The organism is Avibacterium paragallinarum, assembly GCF_011765605.1.
GTDB lineage: Bacteria > Pseudomonadota > Gammaproteobacteria > Enterobacterales > Pasteurellaceae > Avibacterium > Avibacterium paragallinarum.
On the sequence record NZ_CP050316.1, the window covers coordinates 902,907 to 925,361 of the forward strand.

The 22,455-nt window shown below is 37.8% G+C and carries 21 protein-coding genes, 1 pseudogene and 1 riboswitch; of the genes and pseudogenes, 21 read left to right on the top strand and 1 reads right to left on the bottom strand.

What is annotated here, in order from left to right; translation table 11 throughout:
* Window positions 1-89 precede the first annotated feature (89 nt).
* The 9 genes and pseudogenes from folE (at window position 90) to HBL79_RS04425 (ending at window position 9,823) form a co-directional block, all read left to right on the top strand.
* Window positions 90-743: a GTP cyclohydrolase I FolE gene (folE, locus tag HBL79_RS04390; protein WP_017806262.1), complete on the top strand. Its 654-nt coding sequence runs from the start codon at window positions 90-92 to the stop codon at window positions 741-743.
* Between the two features lie 247 nt (window positions 744-990).
* The gene (locus tag HBL79_RS04395) at window positions 991-2,217 is read left to right on the top strand and encodes an MBOAT family O-acyltransferase (RefSeq protein WP_017806263.1); all 1,227 of its coding nucleotides are present in this window, start codon (window positions 991-993) and stop codon (window positions 2,215-2,217) included.
* Window positions 2,204-3,358 carry an SGNH/GDSL hydrolase family protein gene (locus HBL79_RS04400; protein WP_051128067.1) on the top strand — a complete coding sequence of 385 codons (1,155 nt, stop codon included), beginning with the start codon at window positions 2,204-2,206 and terminating at the stop codon, window positions 3,356-3,358. The genes HBL79_RS04395 and HBL79_RS04400 overlap by 14 nt, the downstream gene beginning before the upstream one ends.
* Before the next feature lie 8 nt (window positions 3,359-3,366).
* Window positions 3,367-4,509 (top strand): GDSL-type esterase/lipase family protein, encoded by a 1,143-nt coding sequence (locus HBL79_RS04405; RefSeq protein ID WP_035685000.1) that lies wholly within the window; start codon window positions 3,367-3,369, stop codon window positions 4,507-4,509.
* A gap of 279 nt (window positions 4,510-4,788) precedes the next feature.
* Window positions 4,789-5,364, top strand: coding sequence for a fimbrial protein (locus tag HBL79_RS04410; RefSeq protein ID WP_035684998.1), 576 nt, complete (start codon window positions 4,789-4,791; stop codon window positions 5,362-5,364).
* A gap of 81 nt (window positions 5,365-5,445) precedes the next feature.
* Window positions 5,446-6,144, top strand: coding sequence for a fimbrial biogenesis chaperone (locus tag HBL79_RS04415; protein WP_035684995.1), 699 nt, complete (start codon window positions 5,446-5,448; stop codon window positions 6,142-6,144).
* A 170-nt stretch (window positions 6,145-6,314) separates the two neighbouring features.
* Window positions 6,315-8,329 (top strand): annotated as a pseudogene (locus HBL79_RS04420) (fimbria/pilus outer membrane usher protein); the annotation flags it as partial.
* A 69-nt stretch (window positions 8,330-8,398) separates the two neighbouring features.
* Window positions 8,399-8,677 carry a FimD/PapC C-terminal domain-containing protein gene (locus HBL79_RS12450; protein WP_244300936.1) on the top strand — a complete coding sequence of 93 codons (279 nt, stop codon included), beginning with the start codon at window positions 8,399-8,401 and terminating at the stop codon, window positions 8,675-8,677.
* A gap of 9 nt (window positions 8,678-8,686) precedes the next feature.
* A complete protein-coding gene (locus HBL79_RS04425; RefSeq protein ID WP_035684993.1) occupies window positions 8,687-9,823 on the top strand; it encodes a fimbrial protein in 1,137 nt (378 codons plus the stop codon).
* An 18-nt stretch (window positions 9,824-9,841) separates the two neighbouring features.
* On the opposite strand, the gene HBL79_RS04430 is transcribed toward HBL79_RS04425, so the two are convergent.
* On the bottom strand, window positions 9,842-10,771 hold the full coding sequence (locus HBL79_RS04430) for a gluconeogenesis factor YvcK family protein (RefSeq protein ID WP_035684991.1): 930 nt from the start codon (window positions 10,769-10,771) through the stop codon (window positions 9,842-9,844).
* Between the two features lie 208 nt (window positions 10,772-10,979).
* A riboswitch (molybdenum cofactor riboswitch) is annotated at window positions 10,980-11,121 on the top strand.
* On the opposite strand from HBL79_RS04430, the gene moaA reads away from it, so the two are divergent.
* The 12 genes from moaA to kdsA all read left to right on the top strand — a co-directional run bounded on the left by moaA (window position 11,110) and on the right by kdsA (window position 22,439).
* A complete protein-coding gene (gene moaA, locus HBL79_RS04435; protein ID WP_035684989.1) occupies window positions 11,110-12,123 on the top strand; it encodes a GTP 3',8-cyclase MoaA in 1,014 nt (337 codons plus the stop codon). It overlaps the preceding riboswitch by 12 nt.
* Before the next feature lie 14 nt (window positions 12,124-12,137).
* Window positions 12,138-12,623, top strand: coding sequence for a cyclic pyranopterin monophosphate synthase MoaC (gene moaC, locus HBL79_RS04440; RefSeq protein ID WP_035684987.1), 486 nt, complete (start codon window positions 12,138-12,140; stop codon window positions 12,621-12,623).
* Window positions 12,620-12,865: a molybdopterin synthase sulfur carrier subunit gene (gene moaD / locus HBL79_RS04445; RefSeq protein WP_017806273.1), complete on the top strand. Its 246-nt coding sequence runs from the start codon at window positions 12,620-12,622 to the stop codon at window positions 12,863-12,865. The genes moaC and moaD overlap by 4 nt, the downstream gene beginning before the upstream one ends.
* 1 nt (window position 12,866) lies before the next feature.
* The gene (gene moaE / locus HBL79_RS04450) at window positions 12,867-13,319 is read left to right on the top strand and encodes a molybdopterin synthase catalytic subunit MoaE (RefSeq protein ID WP_035684984.1); all 453 of its coding nucleotides are present in this window, start codon (window positions 12,867-12,869) and stop codon (window positions 13,317-13,319) included.
* 201 nt (window positions 13,320-13,520) lie between these two features.
* On the top strand, window positions 13,521-14,180 hold the full coding sequence (locus HBL79_RS04455; protein WP_017806275.1) for a curli polymerization inhibitor CsgI-related protein: 660 nt from the start codon (window positions 13,521-13,523) through the stop codon (window positions 14,178-14,180).
* Between the two features lie 60 nt (window positions 14,181-14,240).
* Window positions 14,241-14,690, top strand: coding sequence for a methylglyoxal synthase (gene mgsA, locus HBL79_RS04460; RefSeq protein ID WP_017807593.1), 450 nt, complete (start codon window positions 14,241-14,243; stop codon window positions 14,688-14,690).
* Between the two features lie 36 nt (window positions 14,691-14,726).
* Window positions 14,727-16,898 carry a YccS family putative transporter gene (gene yccS / locus HBL79_RS04465; protein ID WP_046097382.1) on the top strand — a complete coding sequence of 724 codons (2,172 nt, stop codon included), beginning with the start codon at window positions 14,727-14,729 and terminating at the stop codon, window positions 16,896-16,898.
* A 232-nt stretch (window positions 16,899-17,130) separates the two neighbouring features.
* Entirely contained in the window at window positions 17,131-17,760 is a 630-nt protein-coding gene (gene rlmE, locus HBL79_RS04470) for a 23S rRNA (uridine(2552)-2'-O)-methyltransferase RlmE (RefSeq protein WP_035684982.1), read from the top strand.
* A 92-nt stretch (window positions 17,761-17,852) separates the two neighbouring features.
* Window positions 17,853-19,745: an ATP-dependent zinc metalloprotease FtsH gene (gene ftsH / locus HBL79_RS04475; protein ID WP_035685270.1), complete on the top strand. Its 1,893-nt coding sequence runs from the start codon at window positions 17,853-17,855 to the stop codon at window positions 19,743-19,745.
* 99 nt (window positions 19,746-19,844) lie between these two features.
* Entirely contained in the window at window positions 19,845-20,750 is a 906-nt protein-coding gene (prmC, locus tag HBL79_RS04480) for a peptide chain release factor N(5)-glutamine methyltransferase (RefSeq protein WP_017807396.1), read from the top strand.
* Complete coding sequence (locus tag HBL79_RS04485) at window positions 20,750-21,568, top strand: SirB1 family protein (RefSeq protein ID WP_046097383.1); 819 nt, start codon at window positions 20,750-20,752, stop codon at window positions 21,566-21,568. Before prmC ends, HBL79_RS04485 begins: the two co-directional genes overlap by 1 nt.
* Window positions 21,569-21,584: 16 nt before the next feature.
* On the top strand, window positions 21,585-22,439 hold the full coding sequence (kdsA, locus tag HBL79_RS04490) for a 3-deoxy-8-phosphooctulonate synthase (protein WP_017807394.1): 855 nt from the start codon (window positions 21,585-21,587) through the stop codon (window positions 22,437-22,439).
* Window positions 22,440-22,455: the final 16 nt, after the last annotated feature.

Consider the following 22,455-nt stretch of genomic DNA (forward strand, 5'->3'; position numbering starts at 1 on the left):
TTTTTTTCATATAAATTAACTATTATTCTCATTTTATTATTGTTTTAGACTTTGATAGAATAGCCCAATTTGAAATTGGAGAGTAGTTAATGAGTAAAATTTCACCCGAAGCGGAAAAGGTTCGCCAAGCATTGCTGAGCAAGGGCATTGAAACCCCGATGATCGACACGTCCCTAACAAAATCACAACGCCGTGAGGGCATTGAGCAACATATGCGTGAAGTGATGAAGTTAATCGGCTTAGATTTGCGTGATGATAGCCTTGAGGAAACCCCTGTCCGCTTAGCTAAAATGTTCGTTGATGAAATTTTTAGCGGTTTAGATTATGCCAACTTTCCGAAAATCACCAATATTGAAAACCGAATGAAAGTGAGTGAAATGGTGCTAGTGAATGATGTTACGCTCACCAGCACTTGCGAACATCATTTTGTTACCATTGATGGCACGGTGTCTGTGGCGTATTATCCGAAAAAATGGGTGATCGGGTTATCGAAAATTAATCGCGTAGTGGCGTTTTTTGCTCAGCGTCCGCAAGTGCAAGAACGTTTAACCGAACAAATTTTGCTGGCTTTCCAAACAATTTTAGAAACCGATGATGTGGCAGTGTATGTCAAGGCAACCCATTTTTGTGTGAAATGTCGTGGCATTAAGGATAGCAATAGCTATACGGTAACGTCTGCCTTTGGCGGAGTTTTCCTTGATGATCGCGAAACAAGAAAAGAATTTTTGACCTTGCTTAAATAAATGTACTGTTATGGTAATGTAGCCATTTAGTGATGAGAGTCCTATGCAATTGTTATCCATAGAATTTTTTGTTTGTTTCTTTTTTTTATTCTGTACTTATTGGTTATTACAAAAGCACATAGTATGGCAGAATAGGCTACTGCTCGTTTTTAGCCTGATGGGGCTTTACCTTCTGGAACCGTGCTTTTTATATGCTGTTTTTGTCTATAGTGTTTTCATCGCGGTGGTTTCAACGTTTATGGAGAAAATGCTGCAAGAAAAAAGACGTTATTATTGTTTGATTTTAGGCATTGTATTCACATTGCTTTTTTTATGTTTCTTTAAATACTTTGATTTTTTCAGACCTGAATTACAGCAACGATTAGGTACGGAGAGTGTGGATATTCTTTTTCCATTAGGCATTTCATACTATAGTTTTCAGGGAATTGCTTATTTGGTCGCTCTGTATAAAAAACAAACGAGAAAACTCACTTTTAGCCAAACTTTACTCTATTTTAGCTTCTTCTTGACTGTTACATCTGGTCCTATCGCTCGTATTAGTAAAAGCCGTTCTTATTTAGGCGAACAAATAGGAATGGGGGAACAAATACAAACCTTAACCCCTCGACAAATGCTTTCACCTGTTTTAGCGATTTATCTTATTATTCTTGGTATTGCAAAAAAGTGGTGGTTTAGCACGATTTTGGCAGATAACATTGTTACCCCCGTTTTTGATAACCCATTTCAATATGATGGAATCAGCGTATTATCTGCGATATATGGTTATACCATACAACTTTTTTTAGATTTTTCAGGCTATACCGATATAGTAATTGGGCTTGCTATGCTTTTGGGATTTAGACTTCCAAGCAATTTTTTTATGCCTCTAAGAGCGGTTAATTTAAAAGCCTTTTGGGAAAGGTGGCATATTTCTTTATCAACGTGGATAAGAGACTATATTTATATCCCTTTAGGCGGAAATCGCTGTTCTTTTATAAAACAATCAAGGAATATCTTAATTGCAATGATCCTCTCAGGGGTTTGGCATGGCTATGGATGGAATTTCTTTTTATGGGGATTGCTACACGGCATAGGATTAATTCTTTTCAACTGCATTCAACGTTTTAACCTAAATCGGTTTTTGCCTCTTAATGAATGGTGGGGAAACGCGATTGGCATTTTTCTCACTTTTCATTTTGTCGTATTTACCTTCGTTATTTTTGGAAGTGCCTCATTAGAAGAAACTACCTTGATTTTTTCAGCATTATTTCATAATGAATGGCATTTACCTGAAAATAATCTTATTCTTTTCTTAAGTGTAATGTTTGGTATATTGATTTTTTATCCTTTATTAAATCGATTTTCGGCCTTCATAATCAACGCCTTTTCAAGATTACCCGTTTTTATGCTTGCATTACCAATGATTATTGTAATGCTCATCATTATTATTGCATCGCCATCAGGAATACCGGGATTTATTTATGCAAACTTTTGAACAGCAAACAAAATGGTATCACGTCGCCACGCTTTTATTTTTTGTAGGTATTATTTTATTGTGGTTTAGTCAAGCTTCAATTAATCGCTACTGGCAACAAGTGTATCACCAGGAAAGCCCTCTTAGGATTTTAAATCCTTTACCTTTTTGGCAAGGTGGTGCGATAGTGCAGCAAAAAGCAACAAATCTATATGAAAAAATAACCGCACTTTATTTTATGCCTAAAGCTGAGCAAGATGGAGATAGCATAGAGCCAGAATCTACATTATCTTTACCGATACAGCCTCAAACAGGGCAAAAACTAGATAAACTTGTTTTACAGCAAGATGAAAAAATAATGCCTAGAGAGGGATCTTTAAATCAAATGGGCTTAGAAAAGGGAGAAAGTGCCTCTGTTATTGATCTTTCAGCTAATATGATTGCGGATACATCAAAATCTCAAATTCCAAAAAATGAAGAGGAATTGACGATAACAGGGCAGAACCAAACTGAGAAAAATAACAAAATCGTGCTACAAAAAGGAGATATTGTCTTTTTTGCGGGAGATTCTTTGATGCAAGGGATTGCTCCACATTTACGGCGTGAATTAAAAAATCAATACGGCATTAACTCTATTGATTTAAGTAAACAAAGCACGGGGTTATCTTACCCCAATGCCTTTGACTGGCCTAAAACGATTGAAACTACATTAACCAAAAATCAGAATATTAAGTTACTTATTTTATTCTTAGGTCCTAATGACCCTTGGGATATGCCTGGTGAACCCGCTTGGCGTTATGTTAAATTTAAATCACCAGAATGGGAAACGCTTTATAGGAAAAGAATTCAACGCATTGTGCAAGCGGCGAAAAACAATAATGTAGAGATAATTTGGCTAGGTATTCCATTTATGAAATCTAAAAAATTAAATAAACAGACTCGCTATATTGATAATCTCTATTTTGAAGAAACAAACGGCTATGCGCATTGGTTTCCGACGGATTATTTATTAAGTAAGGGGGAAAAATATACGGATAGTATTGAAATTAATGGAAAAAATACCCGTGTAAGGAGCAAAGATGGTATTCATTTTTCCTTAAAAGGTCAGCAATATTTAGCACAACAACTTTTTGAACTGATTGAATTTAGAAATGATGATTAGAGCGTAAAATGAATAAAGTGAAATATTTTTTTTTCGTTGGTATTGTAATGCTATTAGTAGGTTGTGCCATATCTAGCACAAAAGAAACAGGGTTAATAAATTATGGCGAAACAACGCAACCTTGGTTGCTTAAATTACAACGGGTAAAACAAGAAAAGCAAGGAGTATTTCGAATTGTTCAATTTGGGGATTCGCATACAGCTGCAGATTTTTTTACCAGTCAATTACGCAAAAGATTGCAAGCTTATTGGGGGAATGCAGGAATAGGGTGGATATATCCAAACCGAGTAAAAGGACAGCGTATAGATGGGGTGATTTACCGAGGTAAAGGCTGGCAAACAATGACAAGTAGGAAAGAAAAAACGGATTTTCCGCTTGGTGGGGTAACAGCGTTTTCACAGGGAAAAGAAGCCGTAACCATTGAAATTACTAAAGCGGCGAAAACAGCCTACCACGCAACCTTTTCTCTTTATCCACTTTTAACTCACTCACCATTGCAGATTACTGACGCAATGGGAAAAAGTGCGTATTTTAATCCTGATTCCAATCAATGGCATTATTTCTCTTTAGATGTTACCTTGCCATTGACGTATCAAACAAATGCAAATGATTTATGGCAAATTGGCTTGATTAATCTTGAAACTGGGCATTCAGGTATTACGCTTTCGGCGTTAGGATTGAACGGTGGTCGGTTTAGTGAATGGCAAAAATGGCGAAAAGATTGGGCATTAGATCTTAAACAAATGAATGCGGATTTGATTATCTTAGCATATGGGACAAATGAGGCATTTGATGAACAGCTAGACCTCGCTAAAACAGAACAAATGTGGCGACAGCAAATTAAGGAAATACGCAAAGCATTGCCCAATGCAGGAATCTTAATTTTGGGGGCTCCCAATGCGTTAGATAAAGGGCTTGGACATTGTGAACAACCTAAGCAGTTAGACCGAATGCAAGCATTACAGAAAAAAATTGCTCAATCGGAGAAATTATTTTATTGGTCATTGCAAGAAAGTATGGGAGGGCAGTGCTCAATGCAACAGTGGCAAAAAATGGGATTAGCTCGTTCTGATGGCATACATTTTACTCCTCAAGGTTATCAAAAATTAGCAGACAGCCTCGCGAAACAATTAATCAATTTGGGGCAATAGGGTATTCATCAATTTTGACTAATATAAAAAGGAAAAAGGCAGAAGACATTCTGCCTTTTTTGTTTCTGAAAGAAAAATGATGTGAGCTACAAGGAAAAAATGTCGCATTTATAATCCATTTATTGAGAAAAAAGCGTCATTTGCCTGTTTTTTTAGATGTAATTGAATAATTTATGAAACATTATTCCTATTTTTAGTTAATTTTACTTGCTACCCCCCCCCCGCATGTTAGTATTCAATTCTTTTTAAAAAGTCAATACACCCTAAGGAGAATTTATAATGAAAAAATTGGTTTTAACCACATTAATTGGAGCAGCATTAGGTTTTGCAACTCAAAGTACGTTTGCGGATAATTATAGTAATGGGGCTACAGGATTAATTACAATCAATGGTAAAGTGCTTGAAACAACTTGTACTGTAGAAGATGGATTAGGAAATCCTAATATTACTGTTACTTTACCTCATGTTTCTAAATCTTTATTAGCTAGCCAAGGAAATACAGCGGGCGATACAACATTTAAAATTGTTTTGAAAGATTGCTCTGGACTTGATAGTGTCACTGAAGCTGGTGCCTTTTTTTATAATGATGATAATGTAACGACTAATGGGCGTTTAGAAAATAAAGCAAGTGGCTCAAAAGCACAAAATGTGACTGTACAGTTAGTTACAATGAGTGGAACACCTATTAACCCTATAGAAAAGTCAGGTAGTCAAGGGGCTGATAAATATCCATTTTCTAAATCTGGTTCTAGTGGCACGGCTACACTTCTTTATAAAGCTCGCTATTACGCTGAGGGTGTAGCAAGTGCTGGGGATGTACAGGCTCAGGTAAAATATATTATTGATTATCAATAACTCAAGTTTAAGCTTTTCTTATTTTATCGGGCTGAGATAATGCCCGATTTTTCTTTACAGTTTTGATAAATGGAGTGATGAATGTTCAACAGATGGCTATGTCTTTGTTTAGCATTTTTGGGGGTAAAAAGTTTTGCAAATATTGTAATAACGGGAACAAGAGTGGTTTATCCCTCAGATCAACCTTATGTGAATGTGCAACTTAACAATGTGGGCGATGTTCCCGCCTTAATGCAGGCTTGGATTGATATGGGCGATCCTGATGCTTCCCCCGAACAAATTAATGCCCCGTTTTTAATTACCCCACCGATTGCCCGTATTGAGGGGAATAAAGGACAAACCTTGCGTTTAACTTATACAGGGGAGCCGTTACCCTCTGACAGAGAAAGCATTTTTTATTTAAATGTGATGGATATTCCTCCTAATCCGAAAGATAAAAGCAAAAACTATTTGCAAATTGCCTTGCGTAGTCGGATTAAATTGTTTTTCCGTCCAATAACGTTATCTATGCCATTGGAAGCGGCTTTCCAACAAGTGAAATGGAAAATTGTTGGTAAACAAGTGGTGGCTGAAAATCCAACCCCTTATTACATTACTTATAGTAACATTGAGCTTTTACAGGGAAAAAATAACGTTACTTTACCCCGTGCAGGAATGGTAGCACCTTTTTCACAAGCCTCGTTTAATGTTAATCATTCACTAAAACAAGTTAAAAATATTAATTGGACAGTGATTAATGATTATGGTGGTCGTCAAACTGGGACGAGCCCACTACAGTGATTATTAGCAGAAAAGAAAAATTAAGTGCGGTGTTTATGTCATTCAAATTAAATCGGCTTTATTGTTTGCTATTTTGCGTATTAGGCTTAAATGGCTATGCAGAAGATGTGGAGTATGCAGAATTTGATGCGGGCTTTTTATATGGCAATCAAAATAAAGAAAATATTGATATGAGTCGGTTTAGTTATGGCAATCCGATTCCAGCAGGTGAATATCTTTCTGATGTGTATTTGAATAATGAATTGCGTGGGCGGATTCGTCTTCACTTTGTTGAGGATAATGCACAAAATAAAAGCGTATTATGTGCCAGCGAAACGTTATTAGAATTGCTTGATTTGAGAAAGATGGCTTTAGCGACCGATAAGGTTGTACCTGGCTTGCAATGCGTGATTTTTACTCAAAAAGTTCCAAAGGCAAAGGTTCATTTTGATCTCGGTGAGTTTCGTTTAGATGTGGATATTCCCCAAGCATTTGTTGAACAACGGCCACCAGGCTATATTTCGCCTATTCAATGGCAAAGTGGCGTGCCAGTTGCTTTTTTACGCTATGACGCTACCCATTATCGCTATAGTTATTTACATACCCAAGCATATCAAACTTATTTAGGTATTAATGCGGGGGTGAATATATTTGGGTGGTCATTCCGTCATCGTGGAAATGTGAGTTGGGATAAGCAGAAAAGAGCTCCTTATCAAAAGATTTCTACTTACGCTCAGCACGATGTGCCAGCTTTACGCGGGCAATTTACGATAGGGGATTTTTATACCACAGGGGCGTTGATGGATAGCATTGCGATTCGAGGCGTGCAATTAACATCCGATGATCGAATGCTGGCAACCTCTGTTCGAGGCTATGCCCCAACAATTCGAGGGGTGGCAAATTCTAATGCGGTAGTCACTATTCGACAAAATGGGAATATTCTTCGTGAGATTGCTGTTCCTGCAGGGCCTTTTACGATAGATGATTTATATCCGACAGGTTATGGCGGTGATTTGCTCGTTGAGATTTTAGAAGCAAATGGAGAAAAACGCAGTTTTACTGTTCCCTTTACAGCGGCAGTTCAGCTTATTCGCCCTGGATACAGTAATTACCAAATTGCAATGGGACGTTACCGCTATGGACAGCGGGTGTTTAAGGAGAATGTTGCTCAAGTCACTTGGCAATATGGTGTAAATAATAATTTAACATTGAATGTGGGAGGGATTCTCGCCAAGAATTATCATTCCGAATTAATAGGGCTTGCTTTTAATACGCCAATTGGGGCGTTCTCAGCGAATTCTATCTTTTCAAATGCTCGTTTTAAAACAATAACATCGCAAGATAAATATAAAGGGTATAGTTTATCTTTTAATTATAATACGAGGCTTGAACCTACAAACACGAATGTGACATTAGCGACTTATCGTTACCTCTCCCGCTATTATTACAGTTTGCAAGATGTGATGTTAGCAAATAATGCGTCAATGTTAGATCAACCGATTGGTATCTCTTCGGCTAATGGTTATCGTCCTAAAAATCAGTTTCAAGTGTCAATTAATCAAACATTTAATGAAAAATGGGGAGTGCCTATTTAACTGGGAGTACTTATACTTATTGGGGAACGAGTAAAAAGCAAAATGAATATCAGATAGGGTATAGCAATACTTATAAGCGTTTAAATTATAGCCTCTCTTTTACGCAGGTAAAAAATAATTTTAGTCATAACGATCAACGAATTTATTTGAGCTTGTCATTACCACTTGGAAATGATGATTCTGTTTCCTACCTTTCTCAAAATATAAATTATGTGAAAAGTAATGGTTATGCTGCTTACACTTCGCTTTCTGGTTCATTGGGACAGGAACGACGTTATAGCTATAACCTTTCTGTGGGTAAACAGCAGGCAAGTAAAACGAGTAATCTTATTTTTAGTCAAAGTTATTTAGGCTCTCTCGCTAGAGTGGATAGTTCTTGGAGCCAAACTAATAAAGGCAATAAGCAATTATCGATAGGCGTATCGGGAGCGGTTGTTTTGCATTCTAAAGGCATTACGCTAGCAAATGATTTAGGCGAAACCTTTGCTATTATTCACGCAAAAGGGGCAAGAGGGGCAAAAATTCGCGGTTCAATTGGAAATGAAGTGGATTATTTCGGTAATGGCATTGTGCCTTATGTTGATCCTTATACGATTAATTATGTGGGATTAGATGATTTACCTGGAAATGTTGAATTATCTGCCACCGAACAGCAATTGATTCCCCGTGCAAATCAAGCAATGTTGGTAAATTTTTCCACTAAGATTGGTAATGTTGTCTTTTTTGAAATAACGAATAAAGACGATTTGCCTCCTTTAGGAACAGATGTTGTTGATCAAGAAAATAAATCTGTAGGTATGCTAGCACAAGGGGGGAAAATTTATACGCGTGGTATTGCCCCTATAGGACAGTTAAATATCATTTGGGGAGAGAAACGTTGTCGTATTGATTACCAAATCCCATCTAATACGAATAATGGAAAACCTTTAGTTATGCCTGTGAAATGCCAATTTTATTAAGGAAACAAAATGAAAAAGCAAATAATATTAATGGGGATATGTAGTTTATTTTTTATTCTTTTACCAGAGGTAAAAGCAGCAACAATGACTATTGATGGGATTACAGTCGGTATTCCTGAAGAAGTAAGAAATGGGGTAACAAAGCCAGTTACACATCACCAAGAAGTCGCGAATATTTTTCCTTTCCCTGAAATGGCAAAGAAAAAAATTATTTATAGTTGGCGGTTAGAAAATTCTGAACGTTATTGTTTACAGCATGGGGAATATAGAAGCCCCGTTGATAAATATCATATGGAAGTCAAATTTTATCCTCTCGCTTTAAATATAGACAATAAGTTCTTTAATCAGCGAATTTTAATTAATGATATGAAAGTGTATGACAATGATCCTTATCAGCGTTTTCCTGTAAGTGGCTCGCAATCGATGTATTTTACTTTAGAACTTAGTTTAAAAGATGAGGCACTTTATCGACAAGCTATTGATTATACAGTGAAAAAGGGAACGAAATTAGGTGTGATGACATTGTTTTGTACGACGGGAAGCCGAGAAGCTGGGCATGAAGGGGAGTTTAGAGATCATAGATCGCTATATAATGCCTTTACCGGCTTTACATTAACAACAGCAGAAGATGCTTCATTCCGTATTTCTCGAACTTGTAGCTTGTCATCTGCTTCTTCTCAAACGGTAACTTTATCACCTGTGATGTTGTCAGATATTCAAAATAACCAAAAAATCAAGGGAGGAGATTTTACTATTCGTTTGGACTGTTCTGGGGTGGATATAAAAAACGCCTATATTGCATTTGCTGATGCGATTAAGGAGGATCAAAAGAATAGTCTTGGCATTTTAAATGTTAAAGAGGGGGCTGGATATGCTCAAGGTGTTAATATTATGGTGGAAGATGCCCAAACACAGCAGCCAGTAAGATTTAAACAGCTTTTATCTGATCCGTTATTGTTTAAGACAGATTATCCTTCTGCTCAATATGGTTCTAAAAGCTATGATGCACTTACCCTGTTTGGAAGTTTAACTGCAGGGCAAACAATACTAAGCCGTAAATATAATGTTTATTATTGGAAATTTATGTATACACAAACTGCAGGAAATGTGGAAGCACGAATCCGCTATAATATTTATTATAATTAGCTGTTATGTATCCTGTTTTTAGGCAAATTCTCCGATTAAATCATCAATGGCTTTGCAAAGGAGTGTACGATCGTGGCGGTAGCTAATATCGTCAGCTCTTAAACGCCGTTCAATAATTTTTAACTGGGGATCAGGGTTTTCAGGCATTAAGCCGTTTTGCACGATTGCTCCGTTAATGATCTTTTGCCCAACGGTTTCGTTGATCCAGTTAATCCGATCTTGTAGCGAAAGTACTGCCGAGGGGCTATGTTCAATGCCTAAATTATCAATAAAAATTTTCTTCGCTTGGCTCAGCTTGAGGGCAGCGATAATTTCAGGCAACAAAATCGGCGGCATTATGCTGGTGAGAAAGCTACCCGGCCCGAAAAGGATGACTTCGGCTTTTTCGATGGCTTGCACCGCTTCAGGGGTCGCTTGAACCAATGGCACAAGAAAAATGGATTTAGGCAACTCTGCCAGCTCATCAATTTCTACTTCACCCACGATACTCGAGCCAGAGGGCAAGGCGGCGGCAAGATGTACGGGGCTTTCGGACATCGGCACAATAAAGGATTTTACGCGTAACAAATCACGAATTAAATTCACCCCCTCCGTGGGACGAATTTGCATATTTTCCAACGCTTTCAGCATTAAATTACCGAGATTATGCCCTGCGAGTTCCCCCGTGCCTGAAAAGCGATATTCAAACAATGAAGACGCGGTACTCGGTTCGGTGATGATTTGATTTAAACAATTCCGCAAATCGCCCCACGCGATCCCGCCCTGTTGCTGACGAATACGCCCCGTTGAGCTGCCGTTATCCGTAGTGGTAACAATACCTGTGAGGCGCTCATTCATAAAACTTAAAGCGGACATCACTCGCCCAAGACCGTGTCCCCCCCCGATCGCCACCATATGATTAATGTTATCGAGGTTTTCGTGCCGACTATGTGCGGTGAGGTCTGTCATTGTTGTTCCTTAAAATTATGCGGTAATTTTTCATCTGATTGCCAGTAAGTATAAACAAATTTACATAAAAGTGCGGTATAAATTTTGCGTAAATTCGTTATGTATTTATTTATATAATTGATTTATAAGCAAAAAATTTTACTTTTTTTGACCTAGATCTCATTTGAGGTATAGCAAAAATCACCTTCTCCCCTTAAAATAAGCGTAAATTTTCGCATAACTCCGAGCTTGTTCGCCTACGTTTAACTCACAAAATAAGGCGACAATGCCAGCAATGAATAGCATTGCTCAGGGATACGCTGGAAACGGTTTATCCTCTCATTTTAGAAAGGTGTCTAATGCAACGCATTCCCATAACGCAAGTGGGCGAAACGCGTCTTATCGATGGTTTTGCTCGCCAATATTACTATTTGCGACTGTCCATTACGGATATGTGCAATTTTCGTTGTAACTATTGTTTACCCAATGGTTATCAGCCCGAGCCGACTAAACCGAGCTTTCTGACTTTAAATGAAATTCGCCGTTTGGTACGAGCGTTCAGCCATTTAGGGACGGAAAAAATCCGCATTACAGGCGGTGAACCCACCTTGCGGAAAGATTTTTTGCCTATTGTGGAAACCCTGCGTCAAACAGAAAATATTAAACAGATCGCCCTCACCACCAACGGTTATCGTATGGCAAAAGAGGTAGCGGCTTGGCGAAACGCGGGGATTACTTCCATTAACGTCAGCGTAGATAGCCTTGATCCCAAAATGTTTCAACGCATTACGGGCATTGATAAATTTGCCGACATAATGCAAGGCATTGAACGGGCTTTTGAAGTGGGGTATGAAAAGGTAAAAGTGAATGCCGTGTTGATGAAAAACCTGAACGATCACGAATTTGAGGCATTCCTTGCGTGGATCAAACACCGTCCGATCCAAATGCGTTTTATTGAATTAATGCAAACGGGCGAAATGGATCAATTTTTTCAGCAATATCATCTTTCGGGGCAAATCCTCGCGGATAAACTGTTGGCAGCGGGCTGGCAGCTTCAAACTCGTTCTTATTTAGACGGCCCTGCCAAAGTGTTCAAACACCCTGATTATCAAGGGGAAATCGGCTTGATAATGCCTTATGAAAAAAATTTTTGTGCCAGTTGCAACCGCCTAAGAGTTTCCGCAAAAGGTAAATTGCACCTTTGCTTATTTGGCGAAGAGGGTATTGAATTGCGGGATTTATTGCAAAATGACGATCAACAAGCCCAATTAGAAGCACGCATTTTTTCCGCTTTGCAAGGTAAACGAGAACATCATTTTTTACATCAAGGCGACAGTGGCGTGCGAAATCACCTTGCCAGTATTGGCGGTTAATCAAAGGAAGAATTATGACTAAATTCACTCATATCAATAACAATGGCGAAGCCAATATGGTGGACGTTTCCTCCAAGCAAGATACGGTGCGAGAAGCCCGAGCGGAAGCCTTGGTTTCAATGTCCGAAGCCACGTTGCAAATGATTTTATCGGGGCAACATCACAAAGGCGATGTGTTCGCCACCGCCCGTATTGCGGGAATTCAAGCGGCAAAACGCACTTGGGATTTAATCCCCCTTTGCCACCCTTTATTGCTCTCAAAGGTGGAAGTGTCTTTGACCGCTTTGCCTGAAAGCAACCAAGTTCGCATCGAAAGTCTGTGCAAATTAACGGGCAAAACAGGGGTTGAAATGGAAGCTCTCACCGCCGTGAGCGTTGCGGCATTGACTATTTATGATATGTGTAAAGCGGTACAAAAAGACATCGTGATTGAGCATATCCGCCTTTTAGAAAAGTGCGGTGGTAAATCGGGGCATTTTTTAGCAGGACAACAGCAATGATAAAAGTATTATTTTTCGCACAAACTCGCGAATTGATCGGTGTTGATAGTATTGACGTGAACGAACCTTTCGCCAATGCGGAAGCGTTACGCCAACATTTGAGTGCTAGAGGGGAAAAATGGGCATTGGCATTAGATAAAGAGAAACTGCTCGTTGCCATTAACCAAACCCTCGCCAGCCTTGAAAGTGCGGTGCAAAATGGCGATGAAGTGGCATTCTTCCCACCGGTAACTGGGGGATAAAATGGCAGACATTCAAATCGCAGTGCAAAGCGCACCTTTCGACCAAAATGCCGTTTATCGTTGGGTGGCTGAACCGCATTCTGTTGGGGCTGCAGTGATTTTTGTGGGTAAAGTGCGAGAAATGAATTTAGGCGACAACGTTTCTAGCCTCTTTTTGGAGCATTATCCTGCAATGACAGAAAAAGCCTTACGCGAAATCGTGGAGGAAGCCTGTCAGCGTTGGCAATTATTACGCATCGCCGTAATTCACCGTGTCGGGCTATTGCATACGGGCGATGAAATTGTTCTCGTGGCAGTGAGTTCACCACACCGTGGTGAAGCCTACCAAGCCAATGAATTTATTATGGATTTCCTCAAAAGCAAAGCCCCATTTTGGAAAAAAGAACAAACAGAAAACGGCGAACGTTGGGTTGAGCATAGAGAAAGTGATAGTGCGGCGTTAAGGAAGTGGTGAATATTGATAGGGGGATTTGATATTTGTCATAATGGAAGTTTATTTGTAAATGAAATGGCATTGTATTTTAATTTAAATCATAAATTTATGTAAAAATGCTTTTTTCTATTTCCATTTTTACTAAATTAGAATAGCATATTCACCGAACCTTATTTTCTTAAGGTATCTTAGAACATTATCCCTTATATGGAAGGAGCTAATATGAAATTTCGTTTTGCGGCATTAGCTACCGCATTATTATTAACCAGTACAACAAGTTTTGCAGGTGTTGTAACGAGTTCGTCTAATGTTGATTTTTTAGCTATCGATGGACAAAAAGCCAGTAAATCTTTATTAAAATCAACAAACTCTTTCAATGCGAGTGAGTCTCAGCTTCATCAAGTTGTAGTACGTGTGAGTGAAGTGATCAGAACTGGTGGTTCAGAGCGTTCTTTATTTGAATCCGACCCAATTATTGTAACTTTCCAAGGCCATTCAGATGATTTAGTCATTTCTGCCCCGCATATTGAAAATGATCGTGAGGCGGCAGATTATAATGATCACCCAGTGATTTATTTGAAAACGGTTTCTGGTCAGGCAATTCCTTTTAAACTAGATAAGTTAAAACAAGAAGGTTTTTTACCAGGCTTAAATTTGATTGATAATCTTTCTGAATATAACGCATCTGGTGCTGTTGCAGCGGTGTCTTCGTTTGCTGTGAATATGATGCCATCAGTTGTTCCGACAATGGCAAAAGCTCAAAAAGGAAAAATTACGGTTCAGGGAGAGAATGTTGTGGAACAGCAATTACAATATTGGTTCCAACAGGCCGATAAAGAGACGCAGAAACGTTTCTTAAATTGGGCAACTAAACAGAAATAAAAGAATATTGTTATCTAAGAAAAGTGGGCTTTATGCTCACTTTTTTATTCGGAGGAGAAGATGATTAGACAGCTTTCTAAACATAAAAATATAGCACTTGTTGCTCACGATCATTGTAAAGAAAAATTAATAAACTGGTGTAAAAAACACCGCGCTTTACTTGAGAAGCATTTTCTTTATGCAACGGGTACAACGGGAAATTTAATTCAGACAGAAGTGAATTTAACCGTGAATGCCTTGTTAAGTGGACCAATGGGCGGAGATCAACAATTGGGGGCACTTATTGCGGAGAAAAAAATAGATATTTTAATTTTCTTTTGGGATCCGATGAATGCAGTACCGCATGATCCTGATGTAAAAGCGTTAATGCGAATTGCAACCGTTTGGAATATTCCTGTAGCAATGAATGTTGCAAGTGCTGATTTTATAATTTATTCCGAGCTATTTCACCAGGAAACGGATATTTGTATCCCTAACTATGATGGTTATTTAAAAGAACGACTAAAATAAGTAAAGCTTGCCAATGCGTTGTTTAGGTATGTAAAGATGAATAATTGGTTAAATGCGAAAGTCATTGCGACAATCCCGGTGTTTATTGCGGTAAATATTGCAACATTCTCGGTGTGGATGTTAAATATATCTCAACAAAGTATGCCATTAGTTCTAGGAATTATTGCAGGTGGTTTGGCTGATTTAGATAATGGCTTAACGGGAAGAGTCAAAAATATTTTTTATACGTTAATCGCATTTTCGATTTCTACCTTAAGTGTACAACTCACTTTAGGTAATGGCGTGGCATTTACTCTTCTTATGACGATGCTAACATTTGTTTTTACAATGATTGGAGCAGTGGGGCAACGTTATAATACAATTTCTTTTGGCACACTAGTTGTTGCACTTTATACAACGCTGACTTACCAGCAGGAATCTGTTTGGTATATGAATTCATTACTTATTTTATCGGGCACTTTGCTATATAGCGTAACGGCTATCATTGTATATCTTTTTTTTCCTAATCGACCAGTACAAGAGGCGGTAGCAAAATCTTTTTTGATGCTGGCAGAATATTTAGAAGCAAAAGCTGCTTTTTTTGATCCTGATGATATTGAACAACTTGAAAGCAAACAAATCCTATTAGCGATGAAAAATAGTCAGTTAGTTGATGCCTTTAATGCTTGTCGAACCGCACTTTTTTATCGCATTCGAGGACAAGCACGTCATATTCGCACAACACAGATGATCAATTATTATTTTTCTGCTCAAGATATTCATGAGAGGGCAAATTCAAGTTACTTTGATTATCAAGTTTTGGCTCGTCAGCTAAAAAATACAGATCTTATTTTTAGAATTCAGCGGTTATTAGAATTACAAGCACAGGCTTGTCGTGATTTTGCTCAAAGTTTACAACATAATACTGCCTATATTTATAATTCTCGCTTAGAGCGAGCAATATCTGGTGTTAATCAATCTTTTGAACATTATTTAGAAACGCACCATAATGAAAATTTTAATCAAACGGCGATGAAAACCTTGATTAGTAATCTACAAGGTGTTGATTGGCAATTACGTCATTTGTCGCAGACACCTTCAGAAATGGCTAAGCATCATAAATGGGTAAGAATACAAGATAATGATGATATTAATGGAATAAGAAATATTTGGTTAATGATACGTAGTCATTTCAGCTTTGACTCTCAACTATTTAGGCACGCTGTGCGTCTTTCAATTGTTGTTTTTACTTGTTGCACTATTGTTGAATTTTTACAGCTTGATCGGGGTTATTGGATTTTGCTTACTGCTGTGTTTGTATGCCAGCCTAACTATGCAGCAACAAAATTACGTTTAAAGCAGCGGATTATTGGGACTATTTTGGGGGTGGTTATAGGCTCTTTATTGCCCTATACTCAGCCGACTTTAGTTCTACAAATGGGTCTAGTTGTGGCAACCAGCACACTCTTTTTCTTTTTTCGTAGCAATAATTATAGCTTTTCTACTTTTTTTATCACATTACAAGTCTTGATTAGTTTTAATATCATAGGCATTGATATTCATTCTGCGATGTATTCACGCTTGATCGATACGCTTGTAGGGGCGTTTATTTCTTGGATCGCCGTGTCTTATTTTTGGCCAGATTGGAAATATTTACAATTAAATAAAGTAAGTCATCAAGCGATACGGAGTGATGGGAAATACCTGCTTTATATTGTAAGTCAGTTGCAATTTGGAAAGTGCGATGGTTTACAGTATCGGATTGCCCGTAGGAAAGCACACGAGTATGCAATGGCGTTGAGTACAATAATGTCAAATATGAATAGTAATCCAGAAAAATATCAAGACTATTTACAAAGTGGATTTGAGATCTTGAAGCTAAATTATTCGTTATTGAGTTATATTTCAGCGTTAGGAGCATATCGAGAAAATATCAAACATATTTCATATAATAGTGATTTTTGGGCTGAGTTTTATCCGATTGCCAAGAAATTAATTTATGCTTTAGAGCATATTGAGTCTTTATCTGCGGCGGTATTTGATAAATTACTAAGTAACATTCAACAGGCATTACATCAACTTAATGAGAATACGGAAGATAAAGTGTCCCAATCTGAAATAGGTATTCCTATTCAACAACTTAATATGATTAGCCAAATTTTACCGCATATTTATGCATTTTTTCATCATACAAAGAATAGGGATAATTCATCACATTTATCAATGTGATATATTTTTATCAAGAAATCGTACCGCACTTTATTTATTGATAATTGTCTATAAATTCTGCAGGCTTCTTAGTTCGCAACAAAGTTTGGGCCAAGATATTCCTTCTTTTTATTGCATAGGTAGGGAGTTATATGAGTCTGTGGTTGTTTTATGTTAAAATTATTCATAACTTGAAATTTAGTGTTTTTGACCTTATATCAATGTGTACGGTATAAGCTAAAATTAAGAAATAATGGGAAAGAAAAAACGTTCAGCAAGTTCAACGCGTTGGTTGAATGAGCATTTTAAAGATCCGTTTGTGCAAAAAGCACATAAACAAAAGCTGCGTTCGCGGGCATATTTTAAGCTTGATGAAATTCAGCAAACGGATCGGTTATTTAAACCGGGTATGACTGTGGTGGATCTGGGAGCTGCACCGGGTGGCTGGTCGCAATATGTGGTAAGCCAAATTGGTGGCAAAGGGCGTGTGATAGCTTGTGATATTTTAGAAATGGATCCTATTGTGGGGGTTGATTTCCTGCAAGGGGATTTCCGTGAAGAAAATGTATTGAATGCTTTGCTAGAACGCGTAGGCGAGGCAAAAGTTGATGTGGTAATGTCGGATATGGCGCCAAATTTTAGTGGTATGCCATCAGTGGACATTCCTCGTGCAATGTATTTAGTGGAACTGGCTTTGGATATGTGTAAACAAGTATTGGCGCACAAAGGCAGTTTCGTTGTGAAAGTTTTCCAAGGTGAGGGCTTTGATGAATATTTAAGAGAAATTCGTTCTCTGTTTAGTGTCGTTAAAGTGCGTAAACCTGAAGCATCTCGTGGGCGTTCTCGTGAGGTGTATATTGTGGCAACGGGTTACAAATATTAACTATAAATTCAATAACTTCTCATTTTGGAATGAATGTAGTAATCTTGTAACAAATTATTAACTTAGAAAAACGAGGTCAAACCTTGAAAGATATGGTCAAAAACTTAGTCCTATGGATTGTGATTGCAGTAGTTATGATGTCTGCATATCAGGGCTTTAGCGGTAGTTCGAATGGTAATCTTACCGATTACACCACCTTTATTACTGATGTGGGTAATGATCAAGTACGCCAAGTGCGATTTGAAGAGAACGAATTACAAGTTACTAAATCTGATGGTTCAAAATATTCAACCGTAATGCCAATTTATGACGATAAATTATTGAATGATTTATTAAATAAAAAGGTAAAAGTAGAAGGAACGTTGCCAGAAAGACGTGGTATTTTATCGCAAATTTTAATTTCTTGGTTCCCAATGTTATTGCTTGTTGGCGTATGGTTCTTCTTTATGCGCCAAATGCAAGGCGGTGGCGGCAAGGCGATGAGCTTTGGTAAAAGCCGTGCCAAAATGCTTACCAAAGAGCAAATTAAAACCACCTTTGCTGATGTAGCAGGCTGTGATGAAGCCAAAGAAGAAGTGGGTGAAATCGTTGATTTCTTGCGTGATCCAAGCAAATTCCAAAAATTGGGCGGTAAAATTCCAAAAGGGATTTTAATGGTTGGTCCACCGGGAACAGGTAAAACCCTATTAGCCAAAGCTATTGCAGGTGAAGCAAAAGTGCCATTTTTCACTATTTCAGGTTCTGACTTCGTAGAAATGTTTGTCGGCGTGGGGGCTTCTCGCGTGCGTGATATGTTTGAACAAGCGAAGAAAAATGCGCCTTGCTTGATTTTTATTGATGAAATTGATGCAGTGGGTCGCCAACGTGGTGCAGGCCTTGGTGGTGGACACGATGAGCGTGAACAAACCCTTAACCAAATGTTAGTGGAAATGGACGGTTTTGAGGGCAATGAAGGGGTGATTGTGATCGCTGCAACCAACCGTCCAGATGTGCTTGATCCTGCGTTAACGCGTCCAGGTCGTTTTGACCGTCAAGTGGTAGTGGGCTTGCCAGATGTATTAGGGCGTGAGCAAATCTTAAAAGTGCATATGCGTAAAGTGCCGGTGGCACCAGATGTGAATGCGATGACCCTTGCGCGTGGCACACCAGGTTATTCAGGTGCTGATTTGGCTAACCTTGTGAATGAGGCTGCATTATTTGCTGCACGAATGAACAAGCCATTGGTTTCAATGCTTGAGTTTGAAAAAGCGAAAGATAAAATCAATATGGGGCCTGAACGCCGCACAATGATTATGACGGATAAGCAAAAAGAATCCACCGCTTATCACGAAGCAGGACACGCCATTGTGGGTTATTTAGTGCCAGAACACGATCCAGTACATAAAGTCACCATTATTCCGCGCGGGCGTGCTTTAGGGGTAACCTTCTTCTTACCAGAAGGGGATCAAGTAAGCATTAGCCAAAAACAATTAGAAAGTAAACTTTCCACCCTTTATGCAGGGCGTTTAGCGGAAGATTTGATTTACGGTGAAGAAAATATTTCTACCGGCGCATCAAATGATATTAAAGTCGCAACAAATATTGCGCGTAATATGGTTACCCAGTGGGGCTTCTCTGATAAATTAGGGCCAATTCTTTATTCTGAAGATGAAGGTGAAGTGTTCTTAGGACGCTCAATGGCGAAAGCGAAACATATGTCTGATGAAACAGCACATCTTATTGATGAAGAAGTGCGTGCGATTGTTACTCGTAACTACGAGCGTGCAAGACAGCTATTAATTGACAATATGGATATTTTACACGCAATGAAAGATGCGTTAGTGAAATATGAAACCATTGAAGAAGAGCAGATCAAACAATTGATGAATCGTGAGCCGGTTACACCGCCGGCTGGTTGGGATGAGGAGATGAAAACAGCGAAAGTTGATGGTGTAAAAAATAAGGATACTGAAAATTCAGTAAAACAGGATAATTCAAATAACTAATCTTTATTTTTGTGTGGTAAAGGACTGATGTTGCTTATAAGCAATTCAGTCTTTTATTTTTATAAAGACTTTTATACATTCGATATTAGGGTATTAATAATGAATTATGCTGATTGGATCAGTTTGGCTGTATCTAAATTAGATAAAAACAAGACGGCTGATCCGTTTATGAATGCTAAAGTAGATGCAATGCTGCTACTAGAGTTTGTAACAGGGCATTCTCGTTCTTTTATTTTGGCATTTTCTGATACTACATTACCTAAGCATTTACTTATCAAACTCACCGCTTTACTTGAAAGAAGAGCAAATGGCGAACCAATGGCTTATATTTTAGGTTGTCAGCCTTTTTGGACACTTGATCTTATGACAACGCCAGATACATTGATACCACGTAGTGAAACGGAAATATTGATTGAAAATGCATTAGATTGCATTAAGAAATGCGTAACATCAAAAAACTTTGATGGTACATTGACAATTTTGGATTTAGGCACGGGGACAGGTGCTATAGCACTTGCTTTAGCAAAAGAATTGCGATCTGGCTTCCAAAATTTAATTAAATATTCGGTTATAGGCGTGGATTTGGTTGATAATGCAGTTAAGTTAGCTGAAAATAATGCGAGGTATAATAATATTGAAAATGTGTATTTTCATCAAAGTAATTGGTTTGAACATTTGAAAGGGCAATCTTTCGATATAATCGTTAGTAATCCACCTTATATTGATAAAGAAGATTTACATCTAACTATTGGAGATGTGCGTTTCGAACCCTTGACGGCTCTTGTATCTAACGATGAAGGATATGCTGATTTGCGACATATTATTATTAACGCACCTGCATATTTAAAGGCAAATGGCTGGTTATTGGTAGAGCATGGCTGGCAGCAAGGAAATAAAGTGCGGTCTTTTTTTCAAACAGATTTTTGGCGTAATATTGTTACTATAAAAGATTATAGTCATAATGAACGTGTAACATTGGCTCAATTAATAGGAGAAAATCGTTAATGGATACAAATCGTAGTGCAATTTATAATGAAATGCTCAATTTTTATATTGTAACAGGAAATGATCAACAAAGAGAATTAGGGAGTATCCATTCTGTAATGGGGGAATTTTTGACTCAAGCGAAAAAGGAAATTTCTTCACAAAAAGATGATGAGAACAAAATAAGAAAACTTATTGATCTTGTTTATAATGATTGGGGGTTTCAAATTGATTTTAACAATGTTTTTGAGCATTCGAATTATTATTTACCAGATATTTTAGCCACTCGTAGAGGTGTAGCTGTTTCTATCGGGGGGATTTTGCTCTATCTTGCTGAAAAATTGGATCTTCCTCTCTATGCGGTTGATTTTCCGGTCAATATAATGCTAAAAGCTGAAGTAAATAGTAAACCTTTATTTTTTGATCCTTGGACTGGTCGTCAAGTTTCCGATCAATATATTGAATACACTTATAAAGTCTATTATGGAGAAAAGGTTCAAATTTCTGTTCCTTTATTAGGAAAACAAGATGAAGAAGAATTAGAAATGCGTTATGGACAGTTAGCCAAAAATGCTTTGATGAGAGAAAGCCTCAATGAAAAGGCATTAGCCTATGTAGAAAATATTCTGCATCGTTACCCTGATTCTTTAGATGAGATTCGTGATAGAGGAATTCTAAAAATACAATTTGGACTTTTTAAAGAGGCGCTTAAAGATCTTGAAACTTTTATTGAAAAAAGACCTAATGATTCGTTCTCTAAAATGTTGAAGGAACAGTTACCTCTTATAGAAAAAGATGCTGAAGAACAGGAAAAAGCAAAAAAAGAATCCATTCATTAAAAATAGAGAAATGAGTATGAAAAATAAATTGATCACCTTGGGGAATATTGAGATTGCTAATAATAAACCATTTGTGCTTTTTGGAGGTATGAATGTATTAGAAAGTCGAGATATGGCGATGAAAGTATGCGAACAATATATTGAAGTAACGCAAAAATTGAATGTTCCATATATTTTTAAGGCATCTTTTGATAAAGCAAATCGTTCATCAATTCATTCTTTTCGAGGACCTGGAATGGATGAGGGGCTTAAAATTTTTCAAGAATTGAAAGAAACATTTAATGTTAAAATTATTACAGATGTACATGAGAGCTATCAATGTCAGCCAGTTGCTGAAGTGGTTGATATTATTCAACTACCCGCGTTTCTAGCTCGGCAAACTGATCTTGTTGAAGCAATGGCACGCACTGGAGCGGTCATTAATGTAAAGAAACCACAATTTTTGAGTCCGAGTCAAATGGGAAATATCGTAGAAAAAATAGAAGAGTGTGGAAATAACCAAATTATTTTGTGTGATCGTGGCACAAGTTTTGGTTATGACAACTTAATTGTCGATATGCTGGGATTCAATGTAATGAAGAAAGTTTCTAAAGGATGTCCTGTTATTTTTGATGTTACCCATTCATTACAATGTAGAGATCCGTTGGGGGCTGCTTCTGGAGGTCGCCGTGAACAAGTTTCCGAACTAGCAAGAGCGGGCTTAGCGGTAGGATTGGCTGGACTATTTATTGAAGCTCATCCTGAACCATTGAAGGCAAAATGTGATGGGCCATCTGCCTTACCATTAAATAAATTAGAAGCATTTGTTTCTCAAATGAAAGCAATTGATGAGCTTGTTAAATCTTTTGATGAGATTGATACAGCTAATTAGCTGATGAGAGTCTTTA

Bases quoted from the DNA above. Each gene is read 5' to 3' on its own strand.
- folE (WP_017806262.1), top strand. From the start codon at position 90: ATGAGTAAAATTTCACCCGAAGCGGAAAAGGTTCGCCAAGCATTGCTG.
- HBL79_RS04395 (WP_017806263.1), top strand. From the start codon at position 991: ATGCTGCAAGAAAAAAGACGTTATTATTGTTTGATTTTAGGCATTGTA.
- HBL79_RS04400 (WP_051128067.1), top strand. From the start codon at position 2,204: ATGCAAACTTTTGAACAGCAAACAAAATGGTATCACGTCGCCACGCTT.
- HBL79_RS04405 (WP_035685000.1), top strand. From the start codon at position 3,367: ATGAATAAAGTGAAATATTTTTTTTTCGTTGGTATTGTAATGCTATTA.
- HBL79_RS04410 (WP_035684998.1), top strand. From the start codon at position 4,789: ATGAAAAAATTGGTTTTAACCACATTAATTGGAGCAGCATTAGGTTTT.
- HBL79_RS04415 (WP_035684995.1), top strand. From the start codon at position 5,446: ATGTTCAACAGATGGCTATGTCTTTGTTTAGCATTTTTGGGGGTAAAA.
- HBL79_RS12450 (WP_244300936.1), top strand. From the start codon at position 8,399: ATGTTGGTAAATTTTTCCACTAAGATTGGTAATGTTGTCTTTTTTGAA.
- HBL79_RS04425 (WP_035684993.1), top strand. From the start codon at position 8,687: ATGAAAAAGCAAATAATATTAATGGGGATATGTAGTTTATTTTTTATT.
- HBL79_RS04430 (WP_035684991.1), bottom strand. From the start codon at position 10,771: ATGACAGACCTCACCGCACATAGTCGGCACGAAAACCTCGATAACATT.
- moaA (WP_035684989.1), top strand. From the start codon at position 11,110: ATGCAACGCATTCCCATAACGCAAGTGGGCGAAACGCGTCTTATCGAT.
- moaC (WP_035684987.1), top strand. From the start codon at position 12,138: ATGACTAAATTCACTCATATCAATAACAATGGCGAAGCCAATATGGTG.
- moaD (WP_017806273.1), top strand. From the start codon at position 12,620: ATGATAAAAGTATTATTTTTCGCACAAACTCGCGAATTGATCGGTGTT.
- moaE (WP_035684984.1), top strand. From the start codon at position 12,867: ATGGCAGACATTCAAATCGCAGTGCAAAGCGCACCTTTCGACCAAAAT.
- HBL79_RS04455 (WP_017806275.1), top strand. From the start codon at position 13,521: ATGAAATTTCGTTTTGCGGCATTAGCTACCGCATTATTATTAACCAGT.
- mgsA (WP_017807593.1), top strand. From the start codon at position 14,241: ATGATTAGACAGCTTTCTAAACATAAAAATATAGCACTTGTTGCTCAC.
- yccS (WP_046097382.1), top strand. From the start codon at position 14,727: ATGAATAATTGGTTAAATGCGAAAGTCATTGCGACAATCCCGGTGTTT.
- rlmE (WP_035684982.1), top strand. From the start codon at position 17,131: ATGGGAAAGAAAAAACGTTCAGCAAGTTCAACGCGTTGGTTGAATGAG.
- ftsH (WP_035685270.1), top strand. From the start codon at position 17,853: ATGGTCAAAAACTTAGTCCTATGGATTGTGATTGCAGTAGTTATGATG.
- prmC (WP_017807396.1), top strand. From the start codon at position 19,845: ATGAATTATGCTGATTGGATCAGTTTGGCTGTATCTAAATTAGATAAA.
- HBL79_RS04485 (WP_046097383.1), top strand. From the start codon at position 20,750: ATGGATACAAATCGTAGTGCAATTTATAATGAAATGCTCAATTTTTAT.
- kdsA (WP_017807394.1), top strand. From the start codon at position 21,585: ATGAAAAATAAATTGATCACCTTGGGGAATATTGAGATTGCTAATAAT.